This is a genomic window from Pseudomonas umsongensis (assembly GCF_012647205.1).
Taxonomy (GTDB): Bacteria; Pseudomonadota; Gammaproteobacteria; order Pseudomonadales; family Pseudomonadaceae; genus Aquipseudomonas; species Aquipseudomonas umsongensis.
The window spans coordinates 2,700,986-2,713,113 of sequence record NZ_CP051487.1 but is presented as its reverse complement, the minus strand read 5'-3'; the positions used below and the strand labels follow the sequence as shown (position 1 = coordinate 2,713,113).

The window sequence follows — 12,128 nt, the reverse complement described above, 5'->3', positions numbered from 1 at the left end:
TGCTCACAACTGACCCATATCCCAAGGGGCAGGTACTCTGATAGAGGGAATACTCATGCACCCTTTACTGTCCAAAACCGCGATCGCCCTGATCGTGAGTGCTCTGGCCCAAGGCGCTGCCCAGGCCGCGCTGTTTGCTGTAGATCCTGGCCCCTACCTGCCAGACAATGGTGGCTTCGCCTCCTGGTATCAGGACAGCCATGGCCGGACACTCGATTTGTGTCTGTCAAAAGCTGTCAGTTCCAGGGTTCCAAGCGCTCCCGGCGCACCGACCTACATGTGCAACCTGCTGCCGGCTCCCGGCGTTTTCGACGACACGCAGCCGGTGGTTTTCCCGACCAACTTTCCCGATGAAGCGTTCTGGTTCACCGGCGACGGCGCCATCGTCGACGCGGCCCGGGGCATCGACCTGGGGTATGTCAGCGCCGTCGAAGCAGCCTTCGCCGCCGAAGAACCCAAAGAGGGTGACCAGGTCAGTTTCGCCCGTATTCGTATCCGGGTCGACGTGCCCACACCCGGCACCTATGTGATCACCCACCCCTACGGGGTTGATGTGTTCAACGTCGACACCCCCGGGCGTCGCGCAATCAACATGACCCGCGACATCGGCATCGGCTCGCCGAAAACCTACGACGGCGCACTCAAGGGCGACATCGGACCGTTCCTGCGCAGCGTCAACGGTCCCTACACCGAAACCAACCCGGTCACCGGTCAAGCCGAGCAGTTCGTGGGTGATCCGAACCTGTCGGAAGCCTTCACCGGCAGCCCGTTCAACACCAACTACATCCGCATCGAAGGGCCTAACGGACTGGACTTGCGCACGACGGTGATGGCCATTTCCGGCAAGTTGTCGACGGTGGTCCGGCCCACTCCGATGATCTCCGAGCGCAGCACTTATTCGCGCAAAGCCGGGGAAAGCGCACCGGTTGCACAGCAGGATGTATTCGTGATGGCCCCGCCACCACCGGCCACCGTGACCCTGGACAGCAATAGCCCGGTGTTGAACCTGACCGAGGCCAACACCACCGGCCACTGGTACGCGCAATCCTCCACAAACCCGACCTTGCCGAGCAGCTTGCAGGTGACCGCCGACAACCACCTGGCCATCCCCAGCAGCACGCCGACCACCCTGTCCATGCCGTTAACCGACCTGGTGGTGATTTCGCAGGCCCAGTACAGCCTCAACAGCGGCCAACTCACCATCGTGGCCTCGACCAGCGATGAAACCTCGCCCCCCGTACTCACCGCCACTTCCGGAACCGGTGCCGCCATCGGCGCCCTGAGCGGCGATGGCGCCGAGAAAATCCTGTCGACCGGCATCACGCCGATTCCACCGGCCAAGGTTACGGTGACGTCATCCAATGGCGGCACTGACACCGAAGAAGTGGTCATCGTGCAATGAACGCTCTCATGCCCAGATCCGCATCAGGAGGCATCATGAACAAGTGGCCACGCTTCGCGCTCAACGCGCTCGGGCTGACTCTTTCGCTGTCCGGCAGTGCGTTCGCGCAACTCGCTGCCGTCGACCCCGGCCCCTACACCTTTGCCACGGGGAAATTCCCCTTGTGGTATCAGGACAACAATCTGCTGTCGATGGAACTGTGCCAGTCCCGCGCCGTGAGTTCGCGGGTACCGAGCACGCCTGGCGCCCCCTCCTACATGTGCATCCTGCTGCCCGAACCGGGAATCTTTGACGACACCCTGCCGATGGTATTTCCGGATAACTGGCCACCGGAAGCGTTCTGGTTCCTCGCCGAGACGGCCATCCCCGACAACGCCGCAGGCTACGGCGTGGATGCCTACGTGGCCGGGATTGAAGCGGCATTCGCTTCGGAAAACCCTGTCGACGGCGACCAGGCAAGCTTCGCGCGGATTCGTATCCGAGTGAACATCCCCATCGCCGGGACCTACACCATCACCCACCCATACGGCGTGGAAGTCGTCAACGTGACCGCTCCGGGCCGTCGTGCGATCAACATCACCAGAGATATCGGCATCGGCGCACCCGGTAATTTCTCTGGCGCAGTCAATGGTGACATTGGGCCGTTCCTGCGCAGCGTCAACGGTCCCTACACCGAAGTGAATCCGGACACCGGCGCCATCGAGACCTACGTCGGCGACCCGAATCTCACCGAAGCAGTCACCGGCAGCCCCAACAACACCAACTTCCTGCGTATCCAGGGCCCGGCCGGGACCATTGAGACCAGCCTGTTCAACCTGTCCGGCAAAGTCCTCGACAACCGGGCGCAAACCCCTGTGGAGGTCAGCCGCGCCACGTATCGCCGCACCTCATCGGGTCCAGGCACTAGCAGTACCCGGGTAGAAGTCTTCGGCAAGTCGGTCAACGGCTCGAGCCTGTGCTTCCGCGAAACCGTGGCCCTGGTTCCGGGACCACCGCAGACACCGTGCCTAACCAGCATGCTCGGCGACAACACCGGTCTGTTCTTCGGTCACCGCCTGACGGGTACCGCCGTGCCTCCAGTCGTAGTGCTCACCGCTACCGACCCGACTGGTGCCACCCGGCCTACGGCAGTATCGAGCAAAGTCAGCGACGTGGTGAAAGTCCAGACCGCGCGCTACAGCTGGGACAATCACAGCCTGCTGATCGCGGCCACTTCGTCTGACGAAGTGGTGGTACCGGACATGGTCGCCCAAGGCTACGGACGGTTGACCAAGTCCGGCACCCTGCAAACCTTGACGGTTGCCGACCTGCCGCAGCCACCGGCCACCGTCACAATCAAATCCGCCTCCGGCGGCAGTGACACCGAGCCAGTGGTCGTCGTCGGCACTGCACCAGACACCGGCGAGAACAAGGCGCCGATTGCTGTCGCTGACAGCGGCAGCACCAGCTTCGGGATCCCGATTACCCTCAGCCTGCTGACTAACGACAGCGACCCGGACGGCAACACACCGCTGAGCATCACCGAGCTGACCCAACCGGCCACCGGCCAGGGCACCGTGGCGTTGAGTGGAACCACGGCCGTCGTCTATACGCCACCAGCCGTGGTGACCGTGCCGCTGACCACAACCTTCACCTACAAGGCGCAAGACATCAAAGGCCTAGCTTCGACTGCTGCGGCGACCGTCACCATCACCGTTGCGCCTAACCAGCCGCCAACGGCCGTCGCTGACGCTGCCGCGACCCTGGGTGTGTCGATACCGATCAACGTGCTGGCCAACGACACCGATCCAGAAGGCAACGTTCCGCTTGCAGTCGCCAGCTTCACTCAACCTCCGACCGGTCGCGGCAGCGTCACCAGTAACGGTACGGTCCTGACCTACAACCCACCGGCCACCGTCACCACGGCCTTCACCACGACCTTCAACTACTTCGCCCGGGACAGCTTCGGTGCTGTGTCGACGGCGCCGGCCACGGTCACGGTGCAAGTCTCGCCACGGCCTGCTGCGGAAACCTTCGCGGTGACAGCGGCCACGGTGACAGCCCGTTCCAACAACCGCTTCAACTGGGACTTCACAGGGACGTCATCGGTGACCACCGGCAATACCATCACCGTCCAGGTGACCACGCCAACCGGGCTGGTGACGCTCGGTAGCACCACGGTGCCGCTGACCGGACGCTGGAGGCTGACAGTGAGCAACAGCACCACGGTGATTCCGTCGGCCAACCCGACCGCCACCATCACCTCGTCCCAAGGCACCGTGCGCACGGTGCAGGTGATCTCGAACTGAGTCCGTGCCCCATCGACTCGCTGAGTTGATGGGGCAGGCCTCCAGCAAAAGGAGCATGCAATGAAAACGTCGACCGCCGCCCTGCTCTGCCTGCTTCTGCTCTGCAGCAGCGCGGGCGTGCGCGCCGACGACTTGATGGAAAACGACGACATTGCACCCGGTGTCGACCTCGGCGAGCTGCCACCACCGGTGGGCCAGCAAGCCCTGATCGACCAGAACGGCCAGGCCAACGTCGCGCTGTTGCAACAGAACGGCCAGTCGCTGCTCGGCCAGATCGTGCAGTCGGGCAGCAATCAGGAAGCCTACATCCTGCAACAAGGCAGCGACCTGATGGCCTTGATCAACCAGCAAGGTTCCGGCAACGCCGCGTCCATCACCCAAACCGGCAGCCACAACCGCGCGCAGATATCCCAGAACGGCAACAACAACGACGCCAGCATTGTCCAGGCCGGCACGGGGCAGCAAAGCGCTGTGACCCAAGCAGGAAATGGAATGAGCGTATCGGTCACTCAATATCGCTAAAGCACTGCACCACTTGGAGGTTTCATCATGTTCAAATTGACGCCCCTCACCGCCGCCATCCTGGTCATAGTCAGTGCTCAAGCATTGGCCAATGACAGCGTGTCGACCCAGAACCAGTTCGGTGACACCAACATCGCCAATGTAACGCAGACGGCGGCACCGATGAGCTCCGCCACCCAGAACCAGTCCGGCACCGGCAACGACGCGGCTTCCGTACAGGACAACGCCACCAGCACCATCGAGCAGAACCAGAGCGGCAACTACAACGCCGGCTACGCCGAGCAACTGTTCGAAAACAACAGCAGCATCATCCAGAACCAGAGCGGTGACACCAACATCAGCCACGCCAGCCAGTCGATCGGGATCGGCGGTGGCCAGGTCCTGCAACAACAGGAAGGCACCGGTAACTTCTCGTTCATCTACCAGGACAGCCAGGAAAACACCACCGGCAAAACCTACCAGTACGGCGACAGCAACGAAGCCAACATCGAACAGATCCAGGTGGGCACGGCCAACAACGCGGTGATCATCCAGTACGGCACCGCCAACTACGCCACCGCCGAACAGATCAACCACATGAACGGCCAGATCGATATCAACCAGTCCGGTGGCACCAACTATGCCTATGGTGATCAGCGCAATGGCGAAGGCGGTAACCTGACCATCAACCAGTATGGCGACGGCAACGGCAGCGAAGTCTGGCAGGACACCCAGGTCGCCAGCAAAACCACCATCGACCAGAACGGCCAGACCAACGAAGCCATCGTCGACCAGAGCTTCGGCGACCACAACGTTGCCCAGGTGATTCAGGTCGGTGATCTCAACGCAATCTATGCCGACCAGTTCGAGTCCATGGGCTCGACCGTGACCCTCAATCAACAGGGCATCGGCAACATCCACTTCACCTACCAGACCGGCACCGACCATGTGCTCAACGCCACATCCACGGGTAACGACAACAAGGTCTACGCCAGCAACTGGAAAGGCCCGGCCACGCAAATGGGCGGCCAGTTCGGCACCAACCAACGCGCCACCGTCAACCAGAACGGCAACGGCAACGTCGCCAACTTCACCCAGAAAAACACCGGCCACATCATGACCACCAACCAGACCGGCTACGGCAACAAAACCACGGTCACCCAAGCCGATTCCTACAACGAGCTGTACTTCGACCAGAACGGCACCGACAACATCCTCATCGCCGACCAGCGCGGCACCAACAACCTGGCCCAGGGCAGCAGCACCGGCACCCACAACACCACCGACGTCAACCAGGAAGGCAGCAGCAACCAGGCGTTCACCACGCAGCTGTATGGCGAAGACAACATGATCACCATCAAGCAGACCGACACCATGAACGTCGCCTATGTGACCCAGGGCGGGACTGGCAACATTGCCAATGTCGACCAGAGTGGCATGACCCAGATGGCGAACGTGCAGCAGTTTGGTTCGGCTAACAGTGCGACTGTGTTGCAGAAGTAACTGCATGGGGTGAAAAACCGCGGCTCTTGAGGGAGGGTCGCGGTTTTTTTGTGGCTACAGACAGGCGTTCACACCTTCTTTTTTTGGACGTCACAATCTTGTAGGAGCCAGGCTTGCCGACGATGGCGGCCTCAAGCCGACCAATCGCTCGCGGCTATACCCGATCTACTGTGGGAGCTGGCCTGCCGGCGATGGCGGCCTTACAGCCGAGCATTCTCTCGCAACTGTACCCGATCTACTGTAGGAGCTGGCTTGCCGGCGATGGCGGCCTGACAGCCGACCTATTATCTATTGACTGAGTACATATCCATTCCCGCGGTAACGGCCACTTAGGGTTTCGCCCTTACGGCGAGTCACTTGCCCCCGGTGTCAGGATAGTTGTCGCCTCTGCGGATTTACCCCCAAAAAAGCACACCGAGGGCGGAAAGAGATAGGTTGTGACGTACTATTCACCCGAACGTAAAGCTGCATTGCTCAAGATGTTGCTTCCCCCGCTGAGCCTGACCGTGGCCGAAGTTTGTCGACGTGAAGGGGTCAGCGATGTATCGATGTACCTCTGGCGCAAGATGGCCAACCAAGGAAGTAAAGTGCCCGACGACATACTGCTTTCTGATAAATGGTCTGCTGAAGCCCGGTTTGCAGCTGTCCTTGAAACGGCCAGTCTGACTCAGCTTGAGTTGGGCGAATATTGCCGTCGAAACGGCCTTTACCCCGAACAGCTCAATGCCTGGCGTCAGGCCTGTATCAGCGGTCAAGAAGCTGTTCAGGCGCAAAAAATGGCTGATCATGAACAGACGCGCAAAGACAAGAAACGGATCCTGGAACTGGAGCGTGAACTGCGCCGTAAAGATGCTGCATTGGCCGAAACCGCAGCGTTGTTAGTGCTGCGAAAAAAGCTCAACGATTACTGGGGGACCGACGACGAGGACAACTGACCTCTTTGCCGGAACGGCAGTTGTTGGTGGGCTGGTTGATCGAAGCGATCGTAGCGGGAGCCCGAAAAATACGGGCCTGCCAAGAGGTCGGACTATCGCTCAGAACCTTGCAGCGCTGGACCCAGCCGCAGGAGCTGCAAGCCGATGCGCGCACCACCACTTTGCGGCCCAAGCCGCGTAATGCGTTAAGCGAAATCGAGCGACACGCCATCGTGGCGCTGTGCAACAGCCCGACATACGCCCATTTGCCTCCGAGCCAGATCGTTCCGCGCTTGGCCGACGAGGCGCGATATCTGGCGTCGGAAACTACGTTTTATCGCGTCTTGCGAGCAGCCGGCCAACAGCACCATAGAGGCCGCAGCCGACGACCCCGGCGGGTTGTAATGCCGACAACACATGCGGCTGAGAAGCCCAACCAGGTGTGGTCGTGGGACATCACGTATCTTCCATCGCCGATCCGCGGCAAGTATTACTACCTGTATTTGATCGAGGATATTTACAGCCGCAAGGCGGTGGGCTGGGAGGTTTATGAAGAAGAAAGTGGTGAGAAAGCGGCTGCACTGCTACAGCGCAGCGTGATCAGCGAGAAGTGCCTGCGTGAGCCGTTAGTGCTGCACTCTGATAACGGAGCGCCGATGAAATCGGTGACGCTGTTAAGCAAAATGTATGAGCTGGGGATCACACCCTCTCGCGGTCGGCCGCGCGTAAGCAATGACAACCCGTACTCGGAATCACTGTTTAGAACACTGAAGTACTGCCCGCAATGGCCCTTAGAAGGCTTCGCCAGCTTGGACGCTGCACGGACTTGGGTGAGGGATTTTATGCGCTGGTATAACACCGAACACAGGCACAGCCGGATCCGCTTCGTCACACCGTCAGAGCGCCATCGCGGGCAAGATCATCAGATCCTGGTGCTGCGGCACCAGTTGTATGAACGGGCACGCCAGAAAACTCCTGAACGATGGTCTGGAAAAACACGCAACTGGGAGCCGATAGGAACGGTGCTGCTGAACCCGGATCGGGTACAGCAGACCGGTAAGAAAGCGGCATAGCAAAACAGTTGGCGCGACAACTACCTTGAAAAACGCCGCTTGGAAAAGCCCCAAGTAACCAAGGGCTCTTGCCCCTGACGTTCGGTGCCTCGCTAAGGCTCGGCATGCCCTCGCTCCGGTCCTGCTCCGTGGGTCGCCGCGATGGGCCATCCTTGGCCCAGCGCGGCTAAACCGGCATCCATGCCGGTTTACCCACTGCGCAGAACCTCCTTTCGGCCTCTCGATGTGGCAAGAAAATCAAAAGCCAAAGCAGAGCAAAAGCCGAAGCGAGGCGGCCTGACAGCCGACCTGATTACAGGTGTGTCCGCGATCCCACTGTAGGAGCGAGCCTGCTCGCGAAAAACGACCTGACAACGCGATCATCCAGACAGGGCGCGTCATCGTTGACGTCCATCGCCAGCAGGCTGGCTCCCACAAGGAATTGAGGGGTATCTGCAAAAGTCAGGTCGGCTGTCAGGCCGCCTCGCTTTTGCTTTGGATTTGGGTGCCCCGTTAACCACGATGGCCGAACGCAGGTATTGCGCAGTGGGGAAACCGGTAGGACGCCGGTTTAGCCGCACTGGGCCAGGGATGGCCCATCGCGGCGACCCACGGCGCATTGCCTTCGTTACGGCATGCCGAGCCCTAGCGAGGCACCGAGTGGTGGGGCCAAGCCTTTTGCTTACTTTTTGCTGGGCCGGCACTCCGGCGTTTGAAAAAGAAGAAAAAAGGGGACAGATTTATTTTCATGATTTGTTTACATTGCTCGAATATAAATCTGTCCCCTTTTTCCTTTTCCCGAATATAAATCTGTCCCCTTTTTCCCGGTCCCCTTTTTCCCTCTTTTTCCGCTCTTTTTCCGGTTGTCCCCTTTTTCCGGTTCTGCGCAGTGGCTAAATCGGCATGGATGCCGGTTTAGCCGCGCTGGGCCAAGGATGGCCCATCGCGGCGGGCCCTGTAGGAGCGAGCATGCTCGCGAAAAACGCCAGAACAACACGGGCATTCAGATAGCCCTCGTCATCGTTGACGACCATCGTCGGAACGCCGCCCGGAGCATGCTCGCTCCTACAGGCTCTTCCAAGTGACTCGCCGTAAGGACGAAACCCTAGGTGGCCGTTACCGCAGGAATGGATATGTACTCCGTCAACAAAATCCAGGTCGTTTGTCAGGTCGCCTTCGCTGGCAAGCCAGCTCCCACAGTTTGGATCGGGTACATCTGCAGGAGCTGGGTCGGCTGTAAGGCCGCCATCGCTGGCAGGCCAGCTCCCACAGTTGATCGAGTACAGCCGTGAGAGATGGGTCGGCTGTCAGGCCGCCTTCGCCGGCAAGCCTGGCTCCTACGGTTTTGGATCGGGTGCATCTGCAGGAGCCTGGTCGGCTGTCGGCCGCCGGGGCTCACTCATCCTCCCCCTCTCCCTCCGGCACCACCCTGTTCTGCGTCAGGTAGCGATCCAGGGTCTCATTCTGCGCAGGCTGGGAGTTGTCCCCCGCCACCTGCCACAAACGTCGCTCGATCCCCTGCGCCAGCATATGCCCCACCGCCGCCTCGATCGCCGACAACACACACAACTGCGCCGGTTCGTTGGTGGTGTAGCCCACCTCGGCCTCAAGCAATTTCTTGAACTCGATGAACTTGAACACGCCAGCACTACGGGCCACGGAGTAGATGGTCTTGCTGGTCATGACGTTGGACAGCACCTGCCCGCTGCGCACGTCCACCGCCCGCAGGTTCACCGTGACCTGGTCGACGCGATACTCCCGGGCAATGTCGATGCCCAGGTAGCGCGCGCCTTCGCCGCCGCTGCGTACGTTGGTGTCGTAGGCGATGATCCCGCCTTCGAGCATCATGTTCGCTGCTTGCAGCGGTGGCAGCTCACCCTGGATGTTCACCGGGGTATTGGGTTTCTTCTGCGAGGCGCGGATGATCTTGCGCTCGGTCAACAGGTTCTGCAGCCCTTCACGCTCGAGCACCACGAACCAGCCGCTGGCCTGCAAGGCGTCCATCAGCATGCTCGCCGCGCCCTGGGTGACGCTGGTGGAAAACGAGCTGGCCGGGGTCGGCTTGTATTGCCCGGTCTGGTCGCGGAAGCCGTAGACCACCGCCATCAACCGGCCCTTGGGTCGTGGCATGTTGATCAAGTCATAGTAGGTCGAGGCCCTTGGGGTCAGGGTCGGGGTTTTGGAGTCCTGCTCGGCCGGCATCGGCTCGCGCAGACTGCACCCTTGTAATGCCGCCAACATCAGCCCTAGCGCTATTATTTTTTTCATGTCCTTAACTCCCCATTGTCCCGATTCCCCTCAAGGGGCCAGTCCATTCACCTGGATTTCCGAAACTTCGCCCGTGGCCCGGTCGGTCACGTTGATCGTCAGCGCACCGGAGTCGTCGACCACGTCGACGATGAAAGCGTCCGTGGACAGGCTCCCCGTGTTGCCGGTGGAGATGTTGTCCAGCAGTTGACCCAGCAAGCGCGATTGCAACTGGGCGCTGAAGCGCTCCAGGGCTGAGGTCCCGGCCGCCGAGGTACGATCCTTCAAGTCGGGATCGTCGTAGTCGTTTTGCGCCTGGGCGTTGTTGAGCAGCCAGGTACCGTTCAACGGGTTGCCGCCAAACGAAGGGTTGACGGGCGTGTACACCAGTTCCGTGCCCTGGACCATGGCGCAAGCACCCAGGCCGAGCATGCATCCACCGGCGCGCTGCAAAAACGTTTTCGCTTTCATAGTTCGTCCCTCTCAAGGTCCGTGGTGTCCTGCAACAAGGCTTCCAGCTTGCGCTGGACAATCTGCCCGCGTACCCAGTCGGCGGCGGCATAGGCCTCGTCCTTGAGCTCCACGGTGTTCGGCGGCAGGAAGCGCCGGTAAACCAGGCGTTGTTGAAATTCCACGGTCACCAGGCTGCCCCAGCGAGCCGAAGGTCGTTCGCGTACCACCAGGTTGAAATCCATCGGGCTGGTGGCACGCAGGCGTTCACTGAACGAGTAATAAAATTCGTGGCCGATGTGCGAGATCGTGTCGTCGACGATGAAGCCGAGCATCTCGTCCTCTTCAGCGGCCCAGGTCACGCAGGTGCTCAACAGCAGGATCATCGCCAGGCAGAAGCGCTTCATGGCTGCAATCCCTCCGGCACTGCGGACTGGCCTTTGGCAGGGCCCGAGGTGCCATCGAGGAAGGCTTTTTCGGCCACGAATTGCCAGTCCTTGTAGCTGGCCATGCCGTTGAAGTCCGACCACTGGCTGGGGAAGTCCGCCTGCTTGAGCGGCTTGTCGGTGGACGAGCTGCTGATGCCGGTGATGCGTCCGTCGAAGCCGCGCATCAGGAACCATTCACCGCCGCCGATCGGGTCCGGGTACAGCTGGCGTATATGGTGTTTGGCGCTGGGGAAACGCTCGTCCTGCAACAGGTCGGCGAGTTCCTTGGGGTACTGGGCCAGGCCTGGCGAACTGCGGTAATAGCTGCGCAGTGCCTGGGCGTACTGGGTGCCGACCCAGAGCAATTGGCGTTCGCGGTCGCGCCGCGAAGCGGTGGACCACAACTCGCCGGCACTGGCCAGGCCCATGCCCATCACCATGATCAGGAACAGCACACCCAGGTAGGTGAAGCCGCCTTGTGCCGCAGGCTTACCACTCGGAATAAAGGCTGCCATCACGCGCCCTCCCTGTGGCACCACTCTTGATATCGGCGACACCGCCGGCCACGCCGTCAGGCGGTGCAACCAAGACCCAGGCGTCCTTGCGTTCGACAATCGGGTCCATCGGCGGATTGCGCAGGTAGCGCTGTTCAACCAGTTGCTCGATGGAGTCGGGATAGCGTCCGGTGTCACCGTAGTAGTGATCCAGTGCTTCGCGCATCGCCGACAGGCTCTGGCGCAGGGTGGTCTCCTTGGAGGCCTCCAGGCTGTTGAAATAGCGCGGCAAGGCGATGGTCATCAGGGTGGCGATGATTGCCATGACCACCATCAGTTCCAATAGGGTAAAACCCCTTTCCCGACGCATATGCTCACCACTCCCGGTAGGCGATGCCGTTGAGACCCTTGCCCCGGGCCTTGGAGTAGACGTCGAAGACGTCCTGGCCTTCCCGCGGGTTTTGAGCCGTACTGTCGTAGGAGCGCAGGCCCCAGCCACCTTCGTCGTCGCGCTTGACCGGTGCCAGCGGGTCATGGGGTACGCGGCGCAGGAAATAGAACTTGGCACCCTTGGCGCTGCGCACATCGCGCACCCCTTCCACCAGCACCTGCAGGTTCGGCGGGTAGCCGCTGCTGTTGAGCGATTTCTCGATGTACCCGGCGTCGAAAGCACGCTTGTAGGCGTCGATGGCATCGCGGATCTGGTACAGCGCGGTACGCAGTTCCTGCTCTTTGCCCCGGCGCACCACGGTCTCGGTCAGCGGCGCGGCCATGCCGGCCAGCAGGCCGATCAACGACAGCGTCACCACGACTTCAATCAAGGTAAAACCGCGTTGCGAGGCGTTCATG

Annotated in this window: 11 protein-coding genes; 5 read left to right on the top strand and 6 right to left on the bottom strand. The window is 60.8% G+C overall.

Annotated features, from left to right (window positions below):
• Window positions 1-55: 55 nt before the first annotated feature.
• From HGP31_RS12460 to HGP31_RS12440, 5 genes are all read left to right on the top strand, one after another.
• The gene (locus HGP31_RS12460) at window positions 56-1,402 is read left to right on the top strand and encodes a hypothetical protein (RefSeq protein ID WP_168757848.1); all 1,347 of its coding nucleotides are present in this window, start codon (window positions 56-58) and stop codon (window positions 1,400-1,402) included.
• Window positions 1,403-1,437: 35 nt separating this feature from the next.
• Complete coding sequence (locus HGP31_RS12455; RefSeq protein ID WP_168757847.1) at window positions 1,438-3,690, top strand: Ig-like domain-containing protein; 2,253 nt, start codon at window positions 1,438-1,440, stop codon at window positions 3,688-3,690.
• Between the two features lie 60 nt (window positions 3,691-3,750).
• Window positions 3,751-4,212: a hypothetical protein gene (locus HGP31_RS12450; RefSeq protein WP_020796234.1), complete on the top strand. Its 462-nt coding sequence runs from the start codon at window positions 3,751-3,753 to the stop codon at window positions 4,210-4,212.
• A gap of 27 nt (window positions 4,213-4,239) precedes the next feature.
• Window positions 4,240-5,694: a curlin gene (locus HGP31_RS12445; protein ID WP_168757846.1), complete on the top strand. Its 1,455-nt coding sequence runs from the start codon at window positions 4,240-4,242 to the stop codon at window positions 5,692-5,694.
• A 437-nt stretch (window positions 5,695-6,131) separates the two neighbouring features.
• A protein-coding gene (locus HGP31_RS12440) for an IS3 family transposase (protein WP_116287586.1) occupies window positions 6,132-7,681 on the top strand; the annotation gives its coding sequence in 2 pieces (ribosomal slippage) (window positions 6,132-6,591 and window positions 6,591-7,681; 1,551 coding nt in all).
• Between the two features lie 1,374 nt (window positions 7,682-9,055).
• On the opposite strand, the gene HGP31_RS12435 is transcribed toward HGP31_RS12440, so the two are convergent.
• Genes HGP31_RS12435 through HGP31_RS12410 form a run of 6 tightly spaced genes read right to left on the bottom strand, consistent with a single transcriptional unit; the run spans window position 9,056 to window position 12,127 of the window.
• Entirely contained in the window at window positions 9,056-9,928 is an 873-nt protein-coding gene (locus HGP31_RS12435; protein WP_020796393.1) for a CsgG/HfaB family protein, read from the bottom strand.
• A gap of 30 nt (window positions 9,929-9,958) precedes the next feature.
• Window positions 9,959-10,378: a curli assembly protein CsgF gene (locus HGP31_RS12430; RefSeq protein WP_083348794.1), complete on the bottom strand. Its 420-nt coding sequence runs from the start codon at window positions 10,376-10,378 to the stop codon at window positions 9,959-9,961.
• Complete coding sequence (gene csgE / locus HGP31_RS12425) at window positions 10,375-10,764, bottom strand: curli production assembly/transport protein CsgE (RefSeq protein WP_020796391.1); 390 nt, start codon at window positions 10,762-10,764, stop codon at window positions 10,375-10,377. The genes HGP31_RS12430 and csgE overlap by 4 nt, the downstream gene beginning before the upstream one ends.
• Entirely contained in the window at window positions 10,761-11,300 is a 540-nt protein-coding gene (locus tag HGP31_RS12420) for a type II secretion system protein (protein WP_020796390.1), read from the bottom strand. The genes csgE and HGP31_RS12420 overlap by 4 nt, the downstream gene beginning before the upstream one ends.
• The gene (locus HGP31_RS12415) at window positions 11,275-11,649 is read right to left on the bottom strand and encodes a type II secretion system protein (protein ID WP_033042927.1); all 375 of its coding nucleotides are present in this window, start codon (window positions 11,647-11,649) and stop codon (window positions 11,275-11,277) included. Before HGP31_RS12415 ends, HGP31_RS12420 begins: the two co-directional genes overlap by 26 nt.
• Before the next feature lie 4 nt (window positions 11,650-11,653).
• Entirely contained in the window at window positions 11,654-12,127 is a 474-nt protein-coding gene (locus HGP31_RS12410; RefSeq protein ID WP_020796388.1) for a type II secretion system protein, read from the bottom strand.
• Between the last annotated feature and the right edge of the window lies 1 nt (window position 12,128).